Origin of the sequence: Methanohalophilus sp. DAL1 (assembly GCF_001683555.1) — an archaeon.
In the GTDB taxonomy this organism is placed as follows: domain Archaea; phylum Halobacteriota; class Methanosarcinia; order Methanosarcinales; family Methanosarcinaceae; genus Methanohalophilus; species Methanohalophilus euhalobius.
In genome coordinates this window covers 83,893-107,987 of the sequence record NZ_MAFX01000011.1, presented here as the reverse complement: position 1 = coordinate 107,987, position 24,095 = coordinate 83,893, and the positions used below count along the sequence as shown (strand labels likewise).

Sequence of the window (24,095 nt, the reverse complement as noted above, 5' to 3'; positions counted from 1 at the left end):
CTCAGTACAGGACCTTTCTGATAGCCTCCATTGTGGCATCAACTACAATGGGTTTTGGTGCAACGGATATTACTTCTTCCGGGTCCTTGAGAAGATGTCCTGTAGTCACGCAGACCACGGATTCATTTGCACCTATTACTCCGGTCTCTACAAGTTTTTTCAGACCGGCAACAGAGGTGGCACTTGCAGGTTCAACGCCGATTCCTTCAAGTTGTGCCAGGTCTATCTGGGCTTCCACCAATTCATCGTCAGTAACACTTTCCGCACCACCATTTGATTCGGAAATTGCTATAAGGGCCTTTCTGGCATTAACCGGATTCCCTATCCGGATTGCTGTTGCGATAGTTTCGGGATTCTTTTCAGGGGTAATATCAGTTTTTCCTTCCCTTACGGCTTTTACTATTGGGCAAGAACCTTCAGTCTGTATTCCCATCATCTGTGGGACTTTATCTGTAATTCCCAGTTTCTTGAATTCTTTGAAGCCTTTATGGATGGCAGTAATGTTGCCTGCATTACCTACCGGAAGTACCAGCCGGTCAGGCATTTGGAAATCCAGCTGGTCTGCGATTTCAAAACCTATTGTTTTCTGTCCTTCCAGCCTGTAGGGATTAATGGAGTTTAAAAGGTAGATCTTTTCCTCATCGCAGAGTTCTCTTACAAGTTCCAGAGCATCATCGAAATTGCCGCGTATGCTAAGCACCTTTGCGCCATGCATCAGGGCCTGCGCAACCTTGCCCAGTGCAACTTTCCCTTCCGGTAACAGTACAACAGCAGGAACTGCCGCTTTTGCACCGTAGATGGAAAGGGCTGCGGAAGTATTACCTGTAGATGCACAGGCAATTGTTTTCATCCCTAATTCCAGGGCTTTGCTGACACCTACGGTCATACCTCTGTCCTTGAAGGAACCGGTAGGATTCATGCCTTCATGTTTGACATATAGTTCCCTGACACCAATCTTTTCGGCTAACCTGTCACATTTATAGAGAGGTGTGCCACCTTCCTGTATTGTTATAGGTTTTCTGTCAACAGGAAGAAGTTTTGCATATTTCCATACAGAAAGTGCAATTCCCTCTAAATCTTCCCTTTTAATATCAATCTGAGAATAATCATAAATTACATCAAGCAAACCGCCGCATTCACAGGTATACAGGACCTCTGTTTTAGGATATTCCTTACCGCATTCGATGCATTTTAAATAGTACATTGGAGTTCTCCTGATAGTTTTAAAGTTTTAATAGGGTGAATCTTATAACCTAATCAATTCCAATATAAATAAAGTACTCGGAAATGGCGCCTGACCCCTTCTATTATGTAATTGTTATTAAATCTGTTGAAAGACCACCGTTATCTTTATTGTAGGGAAGCCCCACCTATCCACCATGTACTGGAAGACTGTTCAGGGTACTCTTTTTGTTGATGACTTGAATGCTTTTTTGCAAAAACTGAATGATATTGCAGATGAACATGATGTTACCATACAGGCAATGGATGCAGGCAAAATAGCAGGTAGGGCCCATATCGAACTTGCAATAAAAAAAGCCAGAAAAGCATTCGATTCCGGCAGCAATGTGGCCCGGGACCTGGGGGTTGAAATTCTCCGGTATGCTTCCGGAAAACGACAGATTGTTGAAGCTTTTTCTATGGGTATGAAGGAAGGGGATATTTCTGTTGTTTTTCTTGTCCTGGGTGAAAAAAATAATGTAGATGCTGTTTTACCTGCACTTGATTCAATGGTCTCCAGGATTGAAGTGGTCGGTTATTCAGTCCAAAAGGAAGAGGCTGTAAGGGCTCATTTCAGAATCGGTTCTGCAGAGACAGATGCAATCGGTGTATCGCGGATACCTGACATCGTGCTGGAGCGAGTGTCACTGGTGGACATCCTGAAATAAGTCCATTGGTAAACTTATTAATAAGTACATACAGATTATTCATCTATATATCTATCAAATGAGAGGATTATTAATGCCACACCCGAAGACTGCAGAGAATATTATGAAAAATGCCGGTCCGATAGAAAGTGCCTTACTCCCCAAACTGATCCATGTCACAGAAGCTGCTGCTATTGCTGCTGCCCATCAGATAGGCAGGGGTGACAAGAATTATGCCGATCAGGTATCGGTGGAAGCAATGCGCAGGATGCTTAATTGCCTGGATATCAGTGGTGTCATCCAGATCGGTGAAGGTGAAAGGGATGAAGCACCAATGCTCTATATTGGTGAAGAAGTCGGTACAGGTAAAGGTGACCTTAAGGTAAATATTGCAGTTGATCCGCTGGAGGGTACCAATCTATGTGCAGACGGTGTACCGGGTTCCATCTCAGTTATGGCCATGTCCGAACCCGATGGTTTGTTCCACGGTCCAGATGTCTATATGGATAAAATCGTGGTAGGTCCACAAGTCGTAAAGTATGAACGCGAACATCCCGGGGAAGAAATTGATCTGGACGCCCCGGTAATTGACAATCTTGAGATAGTGGCCCGTGCTTTAAACCGCAGTGTAGAGGAACTTGTGGTTGTGATTCTGGACCGTGAGCGTCATAAGGATAAAATCGAGGAAATCCGGAAAACCGGTGCCAGGGTAAATCTGGTTTCCGACGGTGATCTTATGCCCGGCGTATCAACGGCTATACGTGGCTCAGGTATCCATGTGGTAATGGGTTCGGGTGGCTCGGGCGAAGCTGTACTTACAGCCTCTGCAATGAAGATCCTGGGTGGTAAGGTGCTTGCACGCCTGGTTTTACCTTCAGTTGCCAATCGCAAACCCGATGATGTAATTGCACGGGAGGTAGAGGAAAAGATGCCCCGGCTTAAAAAGATGGGCATAAACGAAGACAACATGAATGATGTTCTTGACACTGAAAAACTTGTACCCGGTAAAGATGTAATCTTTGCTGCAACTGGTGTGACCTCCGGGCATTTCCTCAAAGGCACCAACCTTTTTGGTTATGGGGACGCAAGGGTACATAGTATATCAATGGGTAGTTCCGGTGTTGTCAAATTTTCAGATTCTGTTTATATACATGATAAGGAAAATACGCCTCTCAGGCTATAATATGGAGATTTTGTTCTGTTAAATATACATATAGCAACCTTTGGCTGTACGGCCAACCAGTCCTCTTCCGAGATCCTTGAGGCTAAAGCGGTGGAGCTGGGCCACAGGCTTGTATCTGAAAGAGAAGCTGATGTGATCATATGCAACACCTGTACAGTCAAGGATACTACAGAGCAGAAGATATTGCACAAGATCAAGGAATGGGGCCTTCAGGGCAGGGAAGTAATTGTTACAGGTTGCATGCCTCAGGTCCAAATGGACGAAATATTAGAAAATAATCCCGAGGTTCATGTCCTGGGCATGAATTCCCTTCTTAAGCTCGGAGTAATTCTCAACCGGGTTCATGAAAGGCTGGGGGGACTTTCACTGAGGCCCATGAGTGTCTTTGATGATTCTCCTGAAGGTTTACTCAATGTACCCCGCAACAGGTCGAGTCCGAATATCCATATCTGCCAGATATCACAGGGTTGCAATAACCGTTGTTCCTATTGTATTGTTACACTTGCCAGGGGTCCCCTTTACTCCTTTGATGCCGATTCAATCGTTACAGACATCGAGCAGGCTGTTTACGAGGGCTGCAGTGAGATCTGGCTAACATCTCAGGACAATGCTCAGTATGGTTTGGATAAAGGAATTAATTTGCCTGCCCTGCTTGAGAGGATTACTGCAATTCCCGGAGATTTCAGGCTACGTGTGGGTATGATGAATCCGACTTCCACTCTCGGGATACTGGATGAGTTGTTACAGGCTTATTCCAGTGAAAAGGTCTACAAAGTTTTACACCTGCCCATCCAGTCAGCGTCGGACAAAGTGCTTGAGAAGATGAGGCGCAAACATACAATGGAACAGGCAAATTTCATCGTCGAAAAATTCAGGGATACATTTCCTGAAAGTACCCTTTTCACAGATATTATTGTGGGTTTTCCGGGGGAGGATGAAGAGGATTTCGAACTTACACTGGACTGGATTCGAACCTATCGCCCCGATAAGGTAAATATTTCACGTTACACACCCAGACCGCACACTGAAGCATTGCAATTCAGAAATATAGATACACGTATTGTTGTGGAGCGCTCGGGCAAACTCCATCGGCTCTGTAATCAAATCAAACTCGGAAAAAAGGAAGATATGGTAGGAAAAGAAGTTGATGTATTCATCTCACAACAGGCAAAGGTAAAAGGATTGATGTCCCGCACTGCTTCTTATAAACCTGTTGTGATCCCTGAATCAGGTGAATTTAGTCCCGGTCAACGTTGCAGGCTGAAGATAGATGAAGCAACCCCGGGTTACTTTATCGGCCATCCGGTTTAAGATTATCATTTTCACCTGTTTGCATTCTTTTAACGATCTCCCGGTCATAGGATTTCACGATATCACTGCGGGTTATTATTCCTATCAGGGTAATTCTGTCCTTTCGGGAGACAACAGGTAATCTGCCCACATCATGGGCTGCCAGTCTTTTGAGTACGATATCAAGGGATTCATCAGGATACGCAGTAACAACATTTTTACTCATTATTTGGGTGATCGGTTTTTCCAGTTCTCCTTGCTTTACTTTGTCGCGCATATCATGGAGGGTAACAATTCCTGCAAGTTTTCCCTGATTGTCAAGTACAGGAAAACCTGCATGTTTGCTTTTATGCATCAGATTAAGAAGATTGGCAGCTGTGTCTTTTACATTAAGAAATAAAACATCTCTTACCATATTATCCCTTACAGTTAGCGATTCCATCACATTTACCTCGGTACCGGCTCTGATAACGTGTCCTCTTCTCCTGAGCAATTCTGTATATATCGACTCTTCATGAAGGTGAGTTGATATTACATTGCTGATTACACAGGTCAACATAAGGGGCAGGATAAGGCTGTAATCACGGGTCAATTCAAAAAGGATAAGCATGGCAGTCAGGGGTGCATGTACAACTCCCGCAAAAACTGCCCCCATCCCTACAAGGGCATATGCTCCCGCAGGTGCTGTGGACAGAGGAAAAATATAATTCACCAGTTTTCCAAAACCCCCTCCCAGCATGGAACCCGCAAAAAGGGCTGGTACGATCGCTCCCCCTGAACCCCCTGAACCAACAGTGAAGGCAAATGCCACTATTTTCAGGACAAGCAATATCAACAACATTTGCATGGCAAGTTCGTTGTTGAGGGATTGTTTGATGACATCGTAACCGATTCCGAATATCTGGGGATAGAAATAACCGATACATCCGACAACAAGTCCGCCAAGGGCTGGTTTTAAATAGGGTTTTATCGGGAGTTTTTCAAAGGAATCCTGGGTGAGATATGTACACTTTATGAATATTGCAGCCACAATGCCTGCAAGTAGACCCATAATAATGTAGAGTACTGGCTCGCGGAACGGGCTCTCCATCCCGTAGTAGGAAACCTGTATGGGCTGAATTCCAAAAATGATGTCAGTTACAAGAGTAGAAAATACTGAAGAAAGAACTACCGGTATAAGTGTCCTGGTCTGTAATTCTCCGAGAATTACCTCTACTACAAAAACCACTCCAGCAAGAGGGGCATGAAATGCCGCTGCAATTCCTCCAGAAGCCCCACAGGCAATCAATGTCCTGAAACGGTTGTCCGGACTTTTCAGCAGGTTGGCGACCGTAGCTCCTACTCCGGTTCCCGCAAGTATACCGGGAGCTTCTTTGCCCACCGATCCTCCTGTGCATATTGAGATCATTGAAAGGAATACTTCATAAAAAGCAAATTTGCTCTTTATCTTCCCTCCCTGAAGAGCTGTTGCCTCTACAATCTCTGCAACTCCACACCTACTTTTTTTCATAAATTTATAGGATATAAGGCCAACGCATAATCCTCCGGCAGCAGGGAGGAGGATGATATATATGGGCAGGCTATTATTCGGAGTGTTGAAAAAAAGGGTTGTAAAGTAATAGGTAACCTGATCATAGGCCACAAAAACCAGGGCTGTTATTATTCCTATTATTATGGCAAGGAAATTAGAAATGAACCCTTCGGTATAATACCGATCCTGTAACTCGTTTTTGAGGTTATTCAAAAAAGGTCGCCTTCATAAATAAGAAAGTAATAAGGAAAGGACTCCTTATTTATGTTTTCTTCATCATTTCGAGTAAGTCACACACCTTTTCAATAGTATCGTCCAGTGTCTTGGTGCCTGTCTCATCCTCGCTGAATGGCTTCTTGACAATGCCGCCGAAATGTCCGCCATCTCCCACAACAACCATTCCATGAATATGCATCCAGTCCTGGATTACCTGTATGGTCTTTTCCTGTCCCCCATTTCTGGAGCCACCAATAGCAATACCTGCACCAATCTTATCGCTGAGCTTGAAATTATGTCTCCTGAGCAGGACGCTTCTGTCAAATAGGGCCTTCAGCTGGGCAGTGGGACTTCCGAAATAGACCGGGGAAGCCACGATAATTGCATCCGCTTCATCCAGTTTTGGATAGATCTTTTCCATATCGTCATTGATAGGACATTCCTCGCTTTCCCTGCAATTGCCGCATGCAATACAGGGTTTGACTTCCATCCCTGAGAGGAATACCTTCTCAGTGTTAAATTCTCTTTTTTCAGCCATGGCGAGGACTCTGTTTATCATTTGTTCACTGTTTCCGTTCTTTTTAGGACTGCCTGATATGCCCAGAATTTTCATAAGATCACCTGACTGCTCGTATAGGTTTATGTTGATATTAGCTTTTGGGTGACTTTGGTATAAATTTATTAATCATAGGCCCTTCTCCTTATTGTAAAGAGGGAGCCGGGAATAATCATGTTATCCAGTCTTTTTAATCCTGATTCAGTGGCTGTGATCGGTGCATCAAGGAAAAAGGGTAAAGTGGGAAATGCTGTCCTTTCCAACCTTGTAAAGGATTTCAGAGGAAATATCTACCCTGTCAATCCCGGTGAGGAAATGATAGAGGGCCTTACATGCTATGCTTCCATCCTTGATGTGGCCGATGAAGTGGACCTTGCTGTTGTAGTCGTACCTGCAAAAGTAGTGCCTCCTACACTGGAAGAATGTGGAAAGGCAGGTGTGAAATACGTGGTGGTAATCTCTGCGGGGTTCAAGGAGGCAGGTATTGAGGGAGCTAAACTTGAACGCAGGTCCCTGGAGATTTGTAAGGAATACGGAATGCACATGGTAGGTCCCAACTGTCTGGGAATCATGGACCCGGTTGCAGGTCTGAACGCCTCTTTTGCTGCATCGATGGCATATGAGGGCAATATTGCAATGATGTCACAGTCCGGTGCCATATGTACTTCTACCCTTGATTGGGCAGAAGCCAATGGAATGGGGTTTTCCAAATTTGTAAGCCTTGGGAATAAGGCTGATCTGGGGGAAAACGAATTTCTGGCCGAATTCCGGGACGATCCGTCGACCTCGGTTATTGCAGCCTATCTGGAAGGTATCAAAAATGGGTCACAATTCATTGAAATTGCCAGGGATGTTTCCAGGAAAAAACCTGTGGTTTTGGTCAAATCAGGACGTACAGCTGCCGGTTCCCGGGCAGTATCATCCCATACAGGTACTCTTGCCGGCTCTGATCAGGCCTATAATGCCGCTTTTGATAAAGCCGGTGTGATTCGTGCGGATACGCTGGAAGATATGCTGGATTACATAAGGGCATTTTCAACCCAGCCAATCCCTGCAGGCAGGCGAATTGCCATACTCACAAACGCAGGTGGTCTGGGTATTCTCACGGCGGATGCATGTTATTATGAAGGTCTGGAGCTGGCTTCTTTATCTGGTGAAACAATTGAAGGCTTACGTGAGTTTCTGCCGGATGCTGCCAGTTTCTACAATCCTGTGGATGTATTGGGGGATGCAAGTGCAAAACTCTACGGTGATGCCCTTGAAATTGTGTTAAAAGATCCAAATGTGGATGGTGTAATCCTGTTGACTTCTCCCCAGGCTATGACTGATGTGACAAGCATCGCCAGGATTGTAATTCAAAAAATGGAAAATTCTGATAAACCGGTACTTTGCAGTTTTGTAGGAGGTACACGGGTTATGGAAGGCAATTCAATTCTTGTAGCAGGGGGAGTACCCAATTACACCTTCCCTGAAAGAGCAGTTGCCAGTATGGGTGCCCTGTGTGATTATGGGGAAAGGCGAAGTTTAACTTATCCTTTACCCAAACCGGTTCATTCGGACAGGAAAATGGCATCTGCACTGCTCGATGAAGCAGCAGCAAAGGATAAAAAAATCCTGGGGCTTGAATCATTTGATCTTCTGAAAGCTTATGGTATTCCAGTTGTGGAAACCGGGAAGGCTTCCACTGTGGAAGAAGCGGTGGAGGAAAGTGAAAGGATTGGTTACCCTGTAGTTATGAAAGTCCTGTCTCCTGACATTTCACACAAGACCGATGTTGGAGGTATCCGGCTTTCACTGATGAATAAAGATGATGTCAGGCGTGCCTATCATACAATGATGTCGGATGTAGGTCGCTACATGCCTTCTGCAAGAATTACAGGTGTACAATTGCAGAGAATGATTGAAGGTGGCCGGGAAGTGATAATCGGTATGAACAGGGATGTGCAGTTCGGCCCGCTTCTTATGTTCGGGCTGGGTGGGACATATGTAGAGGTCCTTAAAGATGTATCTTTCAGGCTTGCCCCACTCAATGAAAAGGATGCTCACTCAATGATTTCTTCCATCCGTTCCTATCCTTTACTTACAGGTGTAAGGGGAGAAAAAGCATATGATGTGGATGCGGTGGCGGATGTCCTTGTGCGTGTTTCCAGACTTGTGGAAGATTTCCCGCAGGTCCTTGAGTTTGAAATAAATCCGTTGATGGTCCTTCCAGAAGATGAAGGTTGTTTTGCTATGGATATGCGTCTTACATTGAAAGAATCAAATTGATAAAAGGGAGGGTTTGTATGGCTTCAATACTTGTAAGTTCTTCTGAAAATTATTCTGGTAAAAGTTCGATATGCAGTGGCTTTGGCTTGATTCTTAAAGAGCGTGGAAAAAGTGTGGGCTACATGAAACCGGTGGGTAACCTGCTGGTTGATGTTGATGGTGTTCTCTCCGATGAGGATGCAGAACAAATGCGGAATCTGCTGTCTCTTGAGACCCCCCGCAGTTGCATCACTCCGATTATGCTTACCGAGAATCTTATCAATGATGCTCTGCTGGGAGTGGAAAAACACCTGGAAGAAACCCTGAAACAGGCTTATTCAGAAGTTTCCAGGAGTAAAGATATGGTTCTCATAGAGGGTGAAGGAGGTATCGGTAGTGGTGCCATGTACAATTTGTCAGATCCCCAGGTAGCTTCCATACTGGATAGTAAGATCCTGCTGATTACCCGTTTTGATTCGGTTAGTGCAGTGGACCGGATTCTCTGTGACATTGAATTGATAGATGACAGGAATATGCTTTCAGGTATCATTCTCAATGAAGTTGAAGAAGACAAATTAGGAATGGTAAGGGATATGGTCGTACCCTTCCTTGAAAAGAAAGGGGTGAAGGTATTTGGTGTAATTCCCCGCGATCATACACTTGGAGCGGTTTCTATAGCAGAAATTGTGGAAGATTTGAGAGGGGATGTCCTGACGGGTGCACAGGAAATGGGTAAACTTGTTGAACATTATCTTGTGGGTGCTATGGAAGTTAATTCAGCGATCAAGTATTTCAGGCGCACACCAAACAGTGTAGTAGTGACTGGGGGGGACCGCGCGGATATACAGATGGCGGCTATAGAGGCCGGGGCAAGGGCATTGATCCTGACGGGCAATCTCCGGCCCAGCGAAGCTGTACTTGGAAGTGCTGATGAAGCAGGCGTGGTTGTTGTACTTGTAAAGGGTGACACTCTTTCCACGATAGAAAGAATGGAGAATCTAATCGGACATGCCCGGATTCAGCAGAAGACCAAGATTGAAACAATCGTTAGACTGATTGAAGAGAATGTGGATGTTGACTCTATACTGGATTCAGCAGGTTTATAAGAACATATATAATATGGATATGTATATAGGGGCTTGGCTGAAGTAGCCTATGTTAATGGAAAGGTTGACTGGTGATGGATACCGTGCAGGACAAGGATTATTTCACGATTGATGATTTTGATGTTGACGACAAAACAATTCTGGTGCGAGTCGATATCAATACCCCGATGGACCCCGAGGGCAGTATTCTGGATGACCTGAGGATAAGCAGCCACATTCCCACAATAAAGGATCTTGAAGATTCACGGGTAGTATTGCTTGCCCATCAAAGTCGGGCGGGAAAAAGTGATTTCACAACAATGCAACCCCATGCAAAAAGACTAAGTCACTATCTGGGCAGGGAAGTGGAATACGTAGATGATATTTTCGGCTCTCATGCCCGTTCAAGGATTGCAGCAATGGAAAAAGGGGATGTGCTTTTGCTCGAAAATGTACGTTTCTATTCTGAGGAAACCATTTCACGATCTGCCAAAGAGCATGCAAGCACACATATGGTGAAAAATCTGGCTCCCCTTGCGGACATCTTTTTGAATGATGCTTTTGCAGTATCCCATCGTTCTCATCTTTCTTTAATGGGTTTTACACATCTCCTTCCCTGTGGTGCAGGCCGTTTAATGGAAAAAGAGATTACCTCTCTGGACATGGGAATAAAGGGAGGGGGAAGACCCTGTATTTTTGTACTGGGTGGTGCCAAGGTTGACGATTCCCTTAAGGTTGCTGAAAATGTACTTTCAAATGGTGGTGCTGACCGCGTACTTGTGACAGGTGTTGTTGCAAATGTAATGCTGGCTGCATCAGGTTTTGATATCGGGAAAGCAAATAAGGATTTCATTGAATCCCAGGGCTACCTTGAACAGATAGACAGGGCAAAGAAAATTCTTGACGATTTTGACGGAAAAGTGGGTTTACCCATAGATGTAGCATTGAATGATAACGGCAGCAGGATCGAAGTATCGGTCGAAGAAGTCGGGGATTCAGTACTCCCAATCAATGACATAGGAATTGAAACGATTGTTGCTTATTCCAGGGAAATCAGTCAAGCAGGCACTGTAATTCTCAATGGACCAGCCGGGGTTTCCGAACAGGATGGATTTGAACTGGGGACCTATGAGATTGTAAAAGCTGCCACAGAAGCCGATTATTCCATTGCAGGAGGCGGGCATATTTCTGCCGAGGTGCGGAATATGGGGTTCGATCACAGTTTATCCCACATAAGTACAGGAGGCGGCTCATGCATCGACTATCTTGCAGGCACTCCCCTACCCGCAATCGAAGCCCTTAAAAAAGCTGCTGTCATAATATCTAAACACGATTGAGTGGAGGTAATATTATGCTTGGCCTGGATGAAGGCAAGATGGCGGTAAACCTTGCCCGCAATACTATCACTGAATTTCTTGAGAGCGGTACTAAGCTGAATCCGGATTCTATGTCCCTCTCTCCGGTCTTTGAAGAAGAGCGCGGCGTTTTCGTAACCCTCTCCATGGAAGGAGATTTGAGAGGCTGTATTGGTCATCCCTATCCAGATTCATCCCTGAAGGATGCAATTGTTGATTCTGCCATCTCAGCATCAACAAGGGATCCGCGTTTTCCTCCTGTAAAGCTACAGGAGATGTCTGTAATCACGGTCGAAGTTACTGTACTGACCCCGCCTGAAAAGATTGATGCGGCTGCTGCAGATTTGCCCGGTCTTATAGAGATAGGCAGGCATGGGCTTATAGTCAAACAGGGTTTCTATCAGGGTTTACTTCTGCCACAGGTGGCCCCTGAGCAGGGATTTAATGCTGTGGATTTTTTGAATCACACCTGCATAAAAGCCGGACTTTCACCGGACGCATGGCTTACAGGCGCTGAAGTATACTGGTTTGAAGGACAGGTCTTTTCTGAAGAATCCCCTGAGGGGCAAGTTGTGGAAAAGCAGTTCTAAACTGCTTATCTTTTCATATTTTCAAGTTCTGTAAGTAGTTTATCGGTTGAATACACTAGTTTAATTAGGGTTTTTTCTATCATCAGGTTGACCGTACCTTCGATTCCAAGTGTACGAAAATCAGTCCTCATCCCCATTACCGGGATATTTTTAGCATAAGCATAGCCGATTTCCCAGGCTGTACCGGAATCCACATCGCTGCCTCCATCCAGTATAGCAATTACAAGATCGGCTCTGTCTATAGCTTCTGAATTTCTCCGGAACAATTCTGCAGCATCCTGTTCTTTGCGCATATTTTTCGTATCTGTTGAATCCCTCTGTGGCAGGAATACGTCATATCCTGCACTTTCGATTTTCTCTGTGAGTTGTTCATTGAAATTCTTCTCAGCCTCGGAAAAAAGAGGGCCTGCCAGGTATATTTTTTTGTAATTCATTGTTTCCCTTGCCTGCCTGTATGGTAATAACTTTAATTAGTGGTAAAACATAACACTAAAACATGAAAGATAAGGTTAATGCAGGCATAATCGGTGCCTCCGGCTATACTGGGGGAGAATTGATGCGCCTTCTTCTCAATCATCCCCATGTAAATCTTGAAATGGCAACTTCAAGAAAACTTGCCGGACAAAATGTATCCAAAAAACATGCCCATCTGGCAGGTTTGACGGATCTTGAATTTGAAGAACTTGATCCTGTTGCTGTAAAGCAGAGGTGTGATGTGGTATTTCTGGCAGTGCCTCATGGCAGTGCTATGGATATTGTACCTCAACTTATTGACAGTGACCTGCTTATTGTGGATTTGAGTGCGGATTATCGTCTGGATGTGGAAGAATTTGAAAAGGTCTATGGCATTAAACACCATGACCCCCGTAAGGTAGTATTTGGCTTGGTGGAGCTGCATCCCGAGGTAAAGGGGGAAACCTTTGTTTCCAATCCGGGTTGTTATCCCACAGGAGCCACCCTGGCAGCTGCTCCTGTTGTTAATGCAGGGCTTGCAGATATTGCAGTTTTTGATTCCAAATCCGGCATAACAGGCGCCGGTGTGAATCCAAGCCAGGCATCCCATTACCCCAACATGGCGGAAAACATCCAGCCCTACAAGCTCACAACCCATCGCCACCGGGCGGAGATCTGGCAGGAATTGAATGCCCTTGGCGGCCTTGATAGTGTTAATTTCACTCCCCACATAATCCCTGCTATCCGCGGGATATTAACTACAGCTCACCTCTTTCTTAATGAAGAGTGTTCAGAAGAAGATATCCGGCAGTTATATGATTCTTTTTACTCCGACTGTCCCTTTGTAAGAATGGTCGATGATATACCTGCGCTGGGTAATGTACGTGGTTCCAATTTCTGTGATATTGGTTTTGAGATTGACGCAAACAGTAACAGGCTTGTAGTTATCTCGGCAATTGATAATCTCGTAAAAGGAGCTTCAGGACAGGCTATACAGAACATGAATCTCATGTGTGGTTTCAGGGAAACCGATGGTCTATGGAATGCGGGCCTTGCGCCCTGATTTATTTGGAGGTTGATTTATGCTTGTAAAAGAAATTATGAACAGTGATGTGATTTATTGCAGCCCAGATGACAATGTGAGTGATGCTGCCAGGTCGTTGAAGGATAATGACATAAGTGGTATGCCTGTAGTGGACAACGGCAAGATTGTAGGTATACTTTCAGAGGTTGACTTACTGGCTCTGCTGGAAACTCCCGAACATGGTGACTTCTGGCTCCCCAGTCCCTTTGAGGTGATAGAAATCCCTATCCGGGAATTTATCAGCTGGGAAGATACCAAAAAAATGCTTTCAGATGTAGGTTCAATGCCGGTTCGCAAAATAATGCGCACCGGTGTATTCACTGTCTCTCCTGAAGATTCAATTGAGGATGCTTCCCACCTGATGTCCAGACACAAGATAAACCGCCTGCCGGTGGTTGAAAATGATAAACTTACAGGGATAATCACCAGAGGAGATATCATCAGGGGTCTGGGTAGTCTGTGAGGTTTGCGGTCATGAGAGCAATTGAAGGCGGTATATGTGCGGTACGTGGCGTCCATGCTTCCGGTTTGAAGGATGATTACATGGGCCTTGCACTGATTGAAGGTGCGGGTCCTTGCGCAGGCGTTTTTACACGCAATAAGATTGTAGCGGCGCCGGTAGTGTTTACCAGAGACAATCTTGAAAACCATAAATATATTGCAGGCACAATTATAAACAGCGGAAATGCTAATGCCTTCACCGGTGAACAGGGAATGGCCGATGCCCGTGAGATGGCAAAGGCTGCTGCCAGCAAACTGGGAGTTCAGGATTCCCACATCGCAGTTGCATCCACCGGTGTAATTGGCCGTTTTCTTGATGTAGGTTGGATAAAAGATCATCTGGATGAAGTTTACGGGGCACTTTCTGCGGATCCTCAGGGATGCCGCAATGCTACAAAAGCCATCATGACCACTGATCTGATGGAAAAGGAAGTGGCTGTAGAACTGGAGTGTGGTGTACGTATCGGAGGTATTGCAAAGGGTTCCGGTATGATCGAGCCCAACATGGGAACAATGCTTGCTTTTATCTATACTGATGCTATTCTTTCTGCCGATACACTGAAAAAATGTCTTGTAAAAGCCAACGATTCAAGTTTTAACATGATGGTAGTCGATGGTGATACCAGTACCAATGACATGGCTCTGTTAACCGCAACAGGTGCTTCTTCAATAGCTCCTGATGTAGCAAATTTCCAGAGAGGACTTGATTATGTCCTTGTGGAACTTGCAAAGAAAATTGCCCGAGACGGGGAGGGTGCTACCAAACTTATCGAAGTACAGGTAAACGGTGCCTCTGACCTGGCCGATGCACGCAAGGTTGCCAAAACCATTGTACGGTCACCTCTTGTAAAATCTGCAATATACGGGCATGATCCCAACTGGGGTAGGGTTGTTGCCGCAGCTGGATATTCAGGTGCCTCTCTTGATCAGGATAAAATCTCTCTGAAATTTTCGGATGGAAAAAATGCAGTTACTCTGGTGGATCACGGTCATGTGGCGGATATCTCTGCCAACAGACAGCTAAAATCCATAATGGAAAGTGATACTGTCATAATTTCAGTGGACCTTTCACTTGGGGAAGCTTCTGCGGTTGCCTGGGGTTGTGATCTTACATATGACTATGTGCGTATTAATGCGGAATATACTACATGATATTGTTTCAGGGGGAATTTGAATGGATATATCTGAGTGGGATAAGAGATACATTGAGAGTTATGAGTCGATTGCACGAAATATTCACTGTGTAAACGGAATATTTGTTGCCTACAACAGTAATGTGGATGCCATCAAGCACATTGGTCCCGGTGATGTGGAAAACCTGCTGAGGAAAGTGGATGTGGATACTGTCCAGCAGAGAATATTTTCCTATCCCCGACAGATAGATTCTCCTGTAGATTTCCTTGCACGACTCCTGATTGCAATGAAGGACGGTAAAGCTGCGGAAATTCCCACCTATTCAACTGATATCCATGAATGGTTGACCGATAATCTTGTTTTTGATGAAGCCAGGATGGGGGGGCAGGCCGGGATAATATCCAATCTGCTTGCCAACATGGACCTGAATAAGGTAATTGCTTATATCCCCTGGCTTTCCCCTGAGCAGGCGGATTACTTTGTATCCTCCCCTAATCTTTTACATCCTTTTGTCAGAGAGGGCAGGATGGAATTGCTTCCTCCTGCAGAGGCCTGCAATTCCAATTATAAAGCCAAGGTCAACTGGATTATAGAATTCAATAAAGGACTCTCTGTGAAATATGCCGAGGATAGGATAATAGTTCCTCGTAATAACCGCCTGATCATTTCATCACGTCCGCCCTGGATTCGTATCGATATGTCCGATGAGGTCTATGAGCACCTTCCCGAGATGGGCAAAACCGTCGATGGGGCTATTCTCTCCGGTTACCAGATGATAAAAGAAGAATATGAAGATGGCATGACTTACAGGGATTATGTAGAACGTGCGGTAGGGGCAATAGGCCAGTTAAAAAAAGCCAATCCTGATATTTGCATACATGTGGAATTCACTTCCATACAGAATAAATTCATTCGCTCAGCAATTCTGAATGATATTGTGCGCAATCATGTCCACTCACTGGGTCTTGATACTGTGGAAGTTGCCAATGCATTGAATGTATTGGGTTATGAAGAACTTGCATATTCGGTAATCAAAAGGGGAGAAGATGCTATAGTAGCCCTCTATGAAGGAGCTGTCCGGCTGCTTCATGAGCTCAGATTGCAGAGGATTCATGTGCACTCTCTGGGCTTTTATATATGTGTTGTTTCCAAAGATTGTCCAATTGATATTGAACAACATCTTGATTCCCTGCTTTTTGCATCCACTGCAGCCGCTGCCCGAGCCCTTCAGGGCGGGATAGACAGTTTTGAGGATATAAAAGCAGGTCTGGATGTACCTATATCCACACAGGGAATGGACCAAATTGACAAACTGGGTGCCTATCTTGTCAGGCAGGGAAAATGTAATCTGGACGATTTTGAAAGAGGTTGTATCTGCACCCGCAATCATGACGTATTGATCATTCCGGCCAGGGTGGTGGATCATCCCGTTGATACGGTAGGTATAGGAGATACTATTTCAGCAAGTGCCTTTGCAGCTGTGCTGGCAGGTATGTGCAGTCCGCGGGAGGATTGAATGAATATCCTTTGCGGTTACAACGCTAATATCGATGCAGTTTACAGGATAACCGGCAGGGATGTGGAATCCATCCTTGGTGAGGTGGATGAAAAGGAACTGCTGATGAAGATCGAACGCCAGCCGGATATCATAAATTCCCTCGAAGATTTCCTTGCCGGACTTATCCATTGTATGGAATATGGCAGGGGTGCAGAATGGTTCATTTATTCCCGGGATGTTCTTGATTTTCTCAAGAAACGTTTTTTTGACCGGGCAGAGATCAGAATTGGGGGGAATATGGGTATAATGGCCAATGTCCTCTCCGGGCTCAATGTGGATATGATTGTTCCCAATGTTGTTTATCTTTCCGGGACACAGGAGGCTCTTTTTTCAAAAAGGGGAATGGTGCTGCCTCCAAAATTCGAAAGCCAGAGGGGTGAAGAGGAGCCGGTACATTTTGTTTTTGATTTTCGTCAAGGGGATAATTTCGACTTATACGGCCGCAGGATAACTGTATCCCGGGAAAACAGGTTCATTGCAACATTTGATAAATTCAACCCTCAAATGACAATTTCTTCCTTCTTCAAACAATATGCAACCGCATATATTGGGGAAATGGATGGTGCAGTTGTATCCGGTTTTCATATGCTCCAACCCTCCTATCCGGATGGTTCTTCTTTCGAGGAAAAGTTATCTCCTGTCCTTGCACAGATTGATGAATGGAATTCGATGCCCGGGTTTTTCATCCATGCTGAGTTGGGTCATTTTGCGACATCGGATATCGCCAGGCATGTTTTCCTTAAACTTGCAGGAAGGGTTGATTCTATGGGTTTGAACGAAGATGAACTTGCAACCCTGACGCAGAAGATGGGTTTTGGGATAGAAGGCATACATGAAATGGATATTTCCGCAATGTTCCAAGCGGCCCGCAATTGCATTAAAGGTTGTTTGGCCAGAGCCCTTGTTGTCCATACCAGGGATTTTGTCTTTTGTCTCTCTGCTTCAGATAACCTGAATGAGCAGAAAATAGATGCTATTGATTTTGGTTTGAAGTGTGCGGCATACTTTGCTTCTTCAGGATTATTGCCGGACAGGTCCAAACTGGAGGAATGGTGCAGTCAATTCAAGCGCAGTGAATACGGTAGCCTGCAGGTTAAGAGAATAAAGTCTATTACTGGAGCCAGGCAGTATGGTTTTGGGATATGTGGTATCTTCAATGAGTATTATTTTTGTGCAATTCCCACGCTTGTGGTCAATGAGCCGGCAGTGACAGTTGGGTTGGGAGATACATTTACTGCATCTTCTTTCCTGCGCTTGCTTGAATTACGCAATAGATCCTGAAAATTTCAGGCTATCCATTCCGTGTTGCAATTTTTATATTAATTTTGGTGGATTCGAGATAAGTTTAATATAGTCTCAAGTACACTTGCCATAAGTTAAAGTAATCAGGGTTATTATTTATATTCCAGGAGTATTTTACTTATGATCGGTATCTCTTCGTTTGCTTATCACGACTTATCGCTTGGTGAAGCTTTGCAAAATATTGAACACGTTGTCAATTGTGCAGAAATCTTTTCTGAAGGAAGACATGACCTATTCAGGCAGGATGAAATCGCCTTTTCCTATGACTTGAAATATACGGTTCATGCTCCCAGTACAGACCTCAATCTTGCAAGCATTCGTGAACCTATAAGGAATGCAGCTCTCCAACTTGTGGAAGACATGGCAGGTGTTTGCAATGAAATTGATGCTGAAGTCATGGTTGTCCATCCCGGTTATTTCCCCTTTGCTTATGATAGGGATTTTGCATTTAATGCATTCCAAAAATCGTTGCCTGTATTGGAAAGGATTGGTGAGGATGCCGGTGTGCGGATATGTGTGGAAAATATGCCCAAATGGGAATGTTTCCTTTTCAGAAAACCGGATTTTGAGATAGGGGCAAATGATTTTGTACTGGATATTGGTCATGCCAACACAATGGGCAATCTGGAGGCATTTCTTGAACGTGAGATTTCCCATTTTCATATTCATGATAACCACGGGGATAACGATGAACATTTGCCCCCTGGTGAGGGAAACATTGATTTTTCGGCCATACAGGGATTACTCCGCCAAAACAATTCTATTAAGATAATTGAGAATAAATCAGCTGAAGATGCCCTTCAGAGTATTTCTGCTCTGAAAAATATGGGTATCAAATGAACAAATCCAGTTAAATTTATATATTTACAATTCACTTGATTTGTATATGAGTTCTATGGGATGCAGGATATTTCATGCACTTGGTAGTGAAACCCGGATTAAAATACTGGAACTCTTAAGCAGCAACGAAATGCATATATCTGAAATTGCCCGGGAACTGGATATATCAGTATCGGTAGTTTCCAAGCATGTAAAGGTGCTTGAAGAATCAGAACTCCTTGAGAGACATATTTTCGGAAAATCCCATGTATTAAAACCCAACAGGAAAAATATTCATCTGGCTGTTGATTCGTTTGCTCCCACCAGGCATGTGGAAGTCGAGAAAGGTGCTTGCCTTATGGAAGCCCTGCGCAATGTGGCAGATATTGATGTCAGGAAAAAGGGAGATAGGGAGATGATTGTTTCTACTGATGGGGAGGAAGGCCTTTATGTTTATGAGATTGATGGCCAATTGGGGGATAAAAACGTGAATGACTGCGTACTGGAAGATGATACAATCGTGGACTGGAAAAAGCTGGAACCTATCACAAGGATTCGGCTTGACATTCACGTCAGGGAATGAAGGTGCCCAACGAATACTTTCAATCCACTTTCTTGTCTCTTATATAGGCGATGAACTTAGTTACATGTAATGAGTATTCCTTCAGACGGCTATCATTTCACTTTGCATGAGAGGATGCGATACCTTTCCTCGGGTACAAAGTATGACAGCTGTAATCAGAGTGCAGTATGCCACGCTTTCGGGCCAGACGGGCGCTGCATTCAATTATACAAGACATTACTGACCAACTACTGTGCCGGAGAATGTACCTATTGTCCTAATCGCTGTCACAGGGATGTGCGCAGGGTTTCCCTGTCCCCGGAAGAGATTGTGAAAATTACCTGGGATTTTTACAGGAAAAATGCGATCGAAGGCCTTTTCCTTTCCTCCGGTGTTATCGGGGATCCTGAAACAACAACTGAAAAACAGCTTCATGTGGCCCGGCTCTTGAGAAATCAGGGGTTTAATGGTTATATCCACCTTCGGCTCATGCCCGGTACACCTTTCCATTTGCTGCAGGAGGTAGCCGGGGTTGCCAACAAATTCGGGGTAAATGCAGAAACAACGGGTTCTGTGAACTATTCGGAAATCTGTCCCAATTTCGATTACAAAAATGATGTCCTTCAGCGTTTGAACTGGATCTGCAAATTGATCAGGAAACAGAGGAAATTGCACAGATATGATCATAAGATCATAGGTGCCAACGATACCCAGTTTGTTGTGGGTGCCCTTGACGAACCCGACAGGGATATTGTGAATACCGTGCATGATTTCATGGAAAAATACCAGTTGCGCAGACCTTATTTTATGAGTTTTGACCCGGTACCTGATACTCCGCTTGAGAATGGTTCAACATCTCCAAAATGGAGGGAACAGAGGCTCTATCAGGTATCTTATCTTTTGAAAGATTATGGCCTGGATTCCGGGCATATTGATCAAATCTATAATGACGATGGTTTTCTTTTGAATGATGATCCTAAACTTGAACTTGCCCGGGTCAACCCGGAAATGTTTCCGGTAGAAATAAACAGCGCCGATTATTCTTCCCTGCTCAGGGTGCCGGGTATAGGGCCTATAAGTGCTTCCCGTATCCTGAGATCCAGGCCAATTTATGGGGAGGATGAACTTGCACGTATGGGTGTTGTTATAGGTCGTGCACGCCCCTTTATCAAAATTGGTGGTTCCGGGCAAACTAACCTTATACAGTTTGCAGGAGAATGCACATGATTATTCTTTTTAAGGCCACTGTAACAGGTGTCTTACTGGCCTGTCTGGAATTGAGGCAACGGCCAGAGGCAGATCTGGTTTTTGCCTGTGATCCCAAAGAAGGGGAAACGAAATTGAAAATGACCTACCCGACAGCTGAAATAATTCGGGTTGGATTCAATAGTAAGGTTGATAATCAGCAGTTGGCCAAAAGAGTTTTTCCCGATGGGTGGCACAGAATAACCAATTTTGATTCCCCTCCATTGAATTATATAGAATTGGTGCTCAGGCACAGAAAATGCAATCCTGCAGAGCTTGTGAGACTATTGCATGGGTGTGAAGGGGAGGTGGATGGTCTTTATTGTGGTAAAGAAAGACTTTACAAGCGATATTACCGGTACATGTGTGAGGTTAAAAACAATTATCACAGACTTTGCATGTTTGTGCGGCCAGTTTGCGGAGATACAGTCCTTTATGTAAATGTAACTCCCAAAAACCATGTGTCTGATATGCTTTGCAGGTGGCTTGCAGTACGCAATCCAGATAGGGCGGTAATTGTTGTTGGTGGAAAGTTTGCTTATGTATGCAATGGTGAAATCCTGAAGATGCAGCATTTCCTGAAAACATCTGTGGATTCAATACAACATTTGATTCCTTCTGAAGATTCTGCTAATCCGGAAGAATTGTGGGATACCTATTACAAAAGCCAGATGATAGACAACAGACGTAACCATTCGCTTTCAAAAAGATTACAGCCCCGCGGCGATTCCGGCTATAGTACAATGTCTAAAAAAGATCGGTATTTTGTAGAACGGGGTATTCCCACATCTACATTACTTGATTTTGTGAATGAGAAACAAGGTGGTCAATAATATGCAGTCACTGGTTGATGCTCCACGTATAGGAGAAAAAATGGCACAGCGCTTTATATCTCATTTTGGATGTGAAGAGGATGCCATGGCGGCAATTCTCAGAGGGGATATAGCCGGTATATCGGAGATCGAAGGAGTAGGTAGAAGGTATGCCATATCCCTTGTACACGATGTGAGGTCTACACAGGATGGTATTGATATCTCCTCTTTTTTGAAAACCCGGGATTCAGTCGATATTTATGAACGGGTAATCGATTCTATCAAAAATTATGCTTCTACCCCTTATGCAAGGGATAAGTTGCACACTTATATCCCATATCCTTCAAGCAGGAAAGACCTTATTGACATAAACCGGGACTGGGTTGAAAACCATATGGAATACCTCTCCATGCTCGATGATATGGATAGGATTTCAGCAAGTCTTTCCAGAATAGAACCCCTGAAAAACTCTCCTTCAATTCCCCGGATCAGGGATAGGGTAATTGTCACTTCAAATACAGATGATTACAGCACTTTAAAGGAAAAATATGGTAAAAGCATTGAGGTCCAGCTGGTGGAAGATCCTCTGGAATTTGCAGATGTTGCACGCAGTTATCCCCATGTAATTGCCATAGGAGAACCCTTCCTGGAATATGATTTTCCAGAGGATACGAATCCTGAAATAATAACAAATGCCCGGGAAATTGAGGAATGGCATATTTTACCCGAAAAACAGATTTCGTTTTTTGCTTTCAATCATGAACGAATAATGAATGCATTGGATCTTGCAATTGCACTGGATAAAGCAGGCATACCTCCAGTAGTCAATGCGGATATTTCGGCTCTTAGCAATCTCATGGCTGCCATTAATCCTGAAGGAAATATTGTTGAAGGCAGGGATGGGGAAATAGACCGCTTACATCATATTCTGGATAATGTGGATTCGGAACTTACAAAATATGTAGACCAGTGCAACCAGGAAATAAATGATCTCCTCCAAAAAAGTAGTATTACACTCAGCGGGAATGATATGTTGGGTGTTATCAGGGATGAGATGGAGTTAAAGGATATTCTTTCACGCAATATATCGGCATCTTTCAGCCAGATAATTAATGATGCCAGAAAAGAATTCATTGAAACCCTTTCAATGAAGCAAAATGAATCTCTATTAGTGGATTATTTTTTCCCCTCTGAACTTTGTTATCCTGTAGAAGCCGACATGTCCCAGTTACAAAAATTCAAAGAACAGATCAAACAGCAGATATTCCGCAGGGAAGTTACTCATAAAAGGAATATTGCATATGAGCTACACGAATTCAGGCAACCCCTGAAACAACTTGTTATGAGGTTACTTGATCTGGATGTGGGGTTGGCAGTGGCCCGTTTTGGTCATTCTCTGCAGATGCAACTTGCCGGCTTTGAAGATGAATGTGGTATGGGTCTCAAGAATGGAAAAAATATTTTCCTTTGTGAAAAGGGTGTTGCTGTGGAACCTATAGATTATTCTCTGGGCTCGATCATGTCTCCTTCGCAGGTTCCCACTTCTTCCGTAGTTCTTTTAAGTGGTGTGAATTCCGGAGGAAAAACATCCATGCTGGAGTTAGTGGCTCAATGTACAATTCTTTCCCACATGGGTTTCCCTGTGCCGGCAGATGAATTGAAGATCGGGCCGATTGATAGTTTGTATTATTTCAGCAAATCCAGGGGCACTCTTGATGCGGGGGCATTTGAAACTACCTTACGCTCATTTTCAGCTTTGAGAGGGGCGGGATCCAAACTTGTGCTTGTCGATGAACTTGAATCCATCACCGAACCCGGAGCTTCTGCAAAAATCATAGCCGGTATCCTTGAAACCCTTTCTGAAGAATCCAATACAATGGCTATTTTTGTTTCCCATCTTGCCGACCAGATACTGGAAAATACCGATGCCTCCATCAGGGTGGATGGAATTGAAGCAAAAGGACTTGATAATGAATTGAACCTGATTGTTGATCGCAATCCGATTTATAATCATATTGCAAAGAGTACTCCGGAGTTAATCGTGGAGCGTCTTTTCAGAAGTGGGGGGGAAGTTGAAAGGGAGTTTTACAGACGTTTGAAAAATAAATTCGAAGAAGGATGCTAATCAGAGGCATCCCTTTGTACTTTTGACCTCTTTGCCCTCGATAACCGTTGCTTTTTTCATTGCCTGAGCAAATGCCTTGAAAAGGGCTTCGATTTTGTGGTGGTCATTGTAACCATATACAGCTGCATGAAGGGTAAGTTTTGCATTGGAGACGAATGATTCAAAGAAATGCCTTGTAAGCTGGGTGTTGAATTCCCCTACTCTTTCGGATTCAAAAGTAGTGTTCATCACCAGATAACTGCGCCCTCCTATATCCACTACTACGCTTGCAAGAGCCTCATCCATTGGTATTCTTGCTTCTCCAAAACGGGCAATTCCTGACTTTTCTGCCATTATCCGGTCAAAGGCCTGCCCCATTACGATCCCAATATCCTCTACCAGGTGGTGGCCGTCTACTTCCAGATCACCTTTAGCATCGATTGTAAGGTCAAAACCTGAATGTCGTGCAAAACATACCAGCATGTGGTCAAAAAAACCGATGCCTGTATTTATCTGTGAATCCCCTTTGCCATCGATGTTGATCGTAAGTTCTATGCTGGTTTCTCTGGTAGTACGGGATACAGTGGAAATTCTTGGCAT

22 protein-coding genes are annotated in these 24,095 nt (G+C 44.2%); 17 read left to right on the top strand and 5 right to left on the bottom strand.

The features are described from left to right. Nucleotide 1 precedes the first annotated feature (1 nt). A complete protein-coding gene (gene thrC, locus A9957_RS03405) occupies nt 2–1,204 on the bottom strand; it encodes a threonine synthase (protein WP_096712677.1) in 1,203 nt (400 codons plus the stop codon). Nucleotides 1,205–1,379: 175 nt separating this feature from the next. On the opposite strand from thrC, the gene cgi121 reads away from it, so the two are divergent. From cgi121 to A9957_RS03390, 3 genes are all read left to right on the top strand, one after another. Further along, nucleotides 1,380–1,889: a KEOPS complex subunit Cgi121 gene (gene cgi121, locus A9957_RS03400; protein ID WP_096712678.1), complete on the top strand. Its 510-nt coding sequence runs from the start codon at nt 1,380–1,382 to the stop codon at nt 1,887–1,889. A gap of 73 nt (nt 1,890–1,962) precedes the next feature. Further along, on the top strand, nt 1,963–3,051 hold the full coding sequence (gene glpX / locus A9957_RS03395) for a class II fructose-bisphosphatase (protein ID WP_292343191.1): 1,089 nt from the start codon (nt 1,963–1,965) through the stop codon (nt 3,049–3,051). Nucleotides 3,052–3,066: 15 nt separating this feature from the next. Next, nucleotides 3,067–4,362: a tRNA (N(6)-L-threonylcarbamoyladenosine(37)-C(2))-methylthiotransferase gene (locus tag A9957_RS03390; RefSeq protein WP_367121729.1), complete on the top strand. Its 1,296-nt coding sequence runs from the start codon at nt 3,067–3,069 to the stop codon at nt 4,360–4,362. On the opposite strand, the gene A9957_RS03385 is transcribed toward A9957_RS03390, so the two are convergent. Continuing rightward, a complete protein-coding gene (locus A9957_RS03385; protein ID WP_292343190.1) occupies nt 4,343–6,085 on the bottom strand; it encodes a chloride channel protein in 1,743 nt (580 codons plus the stop codon). The two genes, A9957_RS03390 and A9957_RS03385, sit on opposite strands and share 20 nt — an antisense overlap. A 49-nt stretch (nt 6,086–6,134) precedes the next feature. Further along, nucleotides 6,135–6,701 carry a flavodoxin family protein gene (locus A9957_RS03380; protein ID WP_096712682.1) on the bottom strand — a complete coding sequence of 189 codons (567 nt, stop codon included), beginning with the start codon at nt 6,699–6,701 and terminating at the stop codon, nt 6,135–6,137. A 117-nt stretch (nt 6,702–6,818) separates the two neighbouring features. On the opposite strand from A9957_RS03380, the gene acs reads away from it, so the two are divergent. From acs to A9957_RS03360, 4 genes are all read left to right on the top strand, one after another. Further along, the gene (gene acs / locus A9957_RS03375; protein WP_292343189.1) at nt 6,819–8,912 is read left to right on the top strand and encodes an acetate--CoA ligase alpha subunit; all 2,094 of its coding nucleotides are present in this window, start codon (nt 6,819–6,821) and stop codon (nt 8,910–8,912) included. Nucleotides 8,913–8,929: 17 nt separating this feature from the next. Continuing rightward, nucleotides 8,930–9,997, top strand: a complete 1,068-nt coding sequence (locus A9957_RS03370; RefSeq protein WP_096712684.1) for a phosphotransacetylase family protein — start codon at nt 8,930–8,932, stop codon at nt 9,995–9,997. A 71-nt stretch (nt 9,998–10,068) separates the two neighbouring features. Further along, nucleotides 10,069–11,313, top strand: coding sequence for a phosphoglycerate kinase (locus A9957_RS03365; RefSeq protein WP_394328817.1), 1,245 nt, complete (start codon nt 10,069–10,071; stop codon nt 11,311–11,313). 14 nt (nt 11,314–11,327) lie between these two features. After that, complete coding sequence (locus tag A9957_RS03360) at nt 11,328–11,921, top strand: TIGR00296 family protein (protein ID WP_105460898.1); 594 nt, start codon at nt 11,328–11,330, stop codon at nt 11,919–11,921. Between the two features lie 5 nt (nt 11,922–11,926). On the opposite strand, the gene A9957_RS03355 is transcribed toward A9957_RS03360, so the two are convergent. Next, nucleotides 11,927–12,355, bottom strand: a complete 429-nt coding sequence (locus A9957_RS03355; protein WP_105460897.1) for a nucleoside 2-deoxyribosyltransferase — start codon at nt 12,353–12,355, stop codon at nt 11,927–11,929. A 62-nt stretch (nt 12,356–12,417) separates the two neighbouring features. Between A9957_RS03355 and argC the strand changes: the two genes are divergently transcribed. The 10 genes from argC (at nt 12,418) to A9957_RS03305 (ending at nt 23,516) form a co-directional block, all read left to right on the top strand. Next, a complete protein-coding gene (gene argC, locus A9957_RS03350) occupies nt 12,418–13,437 on the top strand; it encodes an N-acetyl-gamma-glutamyl-phosphate reductase (protein ID WP_292343187.1) in 1,020 nt (339 codons plus the stop codon). A gap of 19 nt (nt 13,438–13,456) precedes the next feature. Further along, nucleotides 13,457–13,921: a CBS domain-containing protein gene (locus tag A9957_RS03345; RefSeq protein ID WP_096712689.1), complete on the top strand. Its 465-nt coding sequence runs from the start codon at nt 13,457–13,459 to the stop codon at nt 13,919–13,921. A gap of 11 nt (nt 13,922–13,932) precedes the next feature. Next, a complete protein-coding gene (gene argJ / locus A9957_RS03340; protein WP_292343185.1) occupies nt 13,933–15,111 on the top strand; it encodes a bifunctional ornithine acetyltransferase/N-acetylglutamate synthase in 1,179 nt (392 codons plus the stop codon). A 22-nt stretch (nt 15,112–15,133) separates the two neighbouring features. Further along, nucleotides 15,134–16,609 (top strand): ADP-specific phosphofructokinase, encoded by a 1,476-nt coding sequence (pfkC, locus tag A9957_RS03335; RefSeq protein WP_292343183.1) that lies wholly within the window; start codon nt 15,134–15,136, stop codon nt 16,607–16,609. Beyond that, a complete protein-coding gene (locus A9957_RS03330; RefSeq protein WP_096712692.1) occupies nt 16,610–17,932 on the top strand; it encodes an ADP-dependent glucokinase/phosphofructokinase in 1,323 nt (440 codons plus the stop codon). It begins immediately after the preceding gene. A gap of 141 nt (nt 17,933–18,073) precedes the next feature. Further along, nucleotides 18,074–18,793, top strand: a complete 720-nt coding sequence (locus A9957_RS03325) for a sugar phosphate isomerase/epimerase family protein (protein WP_096712693.1) — start codon at nt 18,074–18,076, stop codon at nt 18,791–18,793. A gap of 46 nt (nt 18,794–18,839) precedes the next feature. Then, nucleotides 18,840–19,355, top strand: coding sequence for a metalloregulator ArsR/SmtB family transcription factor (locus A9957_RS03320; RefSeq protein ID WP_096712694.1), 516 nt, complete (start codon nt 18,840–18,842; stop codon nt 19,353–19,355). A 69-nt stretch (nt 19,356–19,424) separates the two neighbouring features. Beyond that, nucleotides 19,425–20,561 carry a radical SAM protein gene (locus A9957_RS03315; RefSeq protein ID WP_096712695.1) on the top strand — a complete coding sequence of 379 codons (1,137 nt, stop codon included), beginning with the start codon at nt 19,425–19,427 and terminating at the stop codon, nt 20,559–20,561. Next, nucleotides 20,558–21,412 carry a DUF4130 domain-containing protein gene (locus A9957_RS03310; RefSeq protein ID WP_165868984.1) on the top strand — a complete coding sequence of 285 codons (855 nt, stop codon included), beginning with the start codon at nt 20,558–20,560 and terminating at the stop codon, nt 21,410–21,412. Before A9957_RS03315 ends, A9957_RS03310 begins: the two co-directional genes overlap by 4 nt. A 1-nt stretch (nt 21,413) precedes the next feature. Further along, nucleotides 21,414–23,516, top strand: a complete 2,103-nt coding sequence (locus A9957_RS03305) for an endonuclease MutS2 (protein ID WP_292343181.1) — start codon at nt 21,414–21,416, stop codon at nt 23,514–23,516. Here the strand turns inward: A9957_RS03305 and hisB are convergent, their stop codons facing one another. Beyond that, nucleotides 23,517–24,095 (bottom strand): imidazoleglycerol-phosphate dehydratase HisB, encoded by a 579-nt coding sequence (gene hisB / locus A9957_RS03300; RefSeq protein WP_105460891.1) that lies wholly within the window; start codon nt 24,093–24,095, stop codon nt 23,517–23,519.

What these genes read in the sequence shown, in the direction of transcription:
- thrC (WP_096712677.1), bottom strand. Translation starts at nt 1,204, where the DNA reads ATGTACTATTTAAAATGCATCGAATGCGGTAAGGAATATCCTAAAACA.
- cgi121 (WP_096712678.1), top strand. Translation starts at nt 1,380, where the DNA reads ATGTACTGGAAGACTGTTCAGGGTACTCTTTTTGTTGATGACTTGAAT.
- glpX (WP_292343191.1), top strand. Translation starts at nt 1,963, where the DNA reads ATGCCACACCCGAAGACTGCAGAGAATATTATGAAAAATGCCGGTCCG.
- A9957_RS03380 (WP_096712682.1), bottom strand. Translation starts at nt 6,701, where the DNA reads ATGAAAATTCTGGGCATATCAGGCAGTCCTAAAAAGAACGGAAACAGT.
- acs (WP_292343189.1), top strand. Translation starts at nt 6,819, where the DNA reads ATGTTATCCAGTCTTTTTAATCCTGATTCAGTGGCTGTGATCGGTGCA.
- A9957_RS03370 (WP_096712684.1), top strand. Translation starts at nt 8,930, where the DNA reads ATGGCTTCAATACTTGTAAGTTCTTCTGAAAATTATTCTGGTAAAAGT.
- A9957_RS03360 (WP_105460898.1), top strand. Translation starts at nt 11,328, where the DNA reads ATGCTTGGCCTGGATGAAGGCAAGATGGCGGTAAACCTTGCCCGCAAT.
- A9957_RS03355 (WP_105460897.1), bottom strand. Translation starts at nt 12,355, where the DNA reads ATGAATTACAAAAAAATATACCTGGCAGGCCCTCTTTTTTCCGAGGCT.
- argC (WP_292343187.1), top strand. Translation starts at nt 12,418, where the DNA reads ATGAAAGATAAGGTTAATGCAGGCATAATCGGTGCCTCCGGCTATACT.
- A9957_RS03345 (WP_096712689.1), top strand. Translation starts at nt 13,457, where the DNA reads ATGCTTGTAAAAGAAATTATGAACAGTGATGTGATTTATTGCAGCCCA.
- argJ (WP_292343185.1), top strand. Translation starts at nt 13,933, where the DNA reads ATGAGAGCAATTGAAGGCGGTATATGTGCGGTACGTGGCGTCCATGCT.
- pfkC (WP_292343183.1), top strand. Translation starts at nt 15,134, where the DNA reads ATGGATATATCTGAGTGGGATAAGAGATACATTGAGAGTTATGAGTCG.
- A9957_RS03330 (WP_096712692.1), top strand. Translation starts at nt 16,610, where the DNA reads ATGAATATCCTTTGCGGTTACAACGCTAATATCGATGCAGTTTACAGG.
- A9957_RS03325 (WP_096712693.1), top strand. Translation starts at nt 18,074, where the DNA reads ATGATCGGTATCTCTTCGTTTGCTTATCACGACTTATCGCTTGGTGAA.
- A9957_RS03320 (WP_096712694.1), top strand. Translation starts at nt 18,840, where the DNA reads ATGAGTTCTATGGGATGCAGGATATTTCATGCACTTGGTAGTGAAACC.
- A9957_RS03315 (WP_096712695.1), top strand. Translation starts at nt 19,425, where the DNA reads ATGAGTATTCCTTCAGACGGCTATCATTTCACTTTGCATGAGAGGATG.
- A9957_RS03310 (WP_165868984.1), top strand. Translation starts at nt 20,558, where the DNA reads ATGATTATTCTTTTTAAGGCCACTGTAACAGGTGTCTTACTGGCCTGT.
- A9957_RS03305 (WP_292343181.1), top strand. Translation starts at nt 21,414, where the DNA reads ATGCAGTCACTGGTTGATGCTCCACGTATAGGAGAAAAAATGGCACAG.
- hisB (WP_105460891.1), bottom strand. Translation starts at nt 24,095, where the DNA reads ATGCCAAGAATTTCCACTGTATCCCGTACTACCAGAGAAACCAGCATA.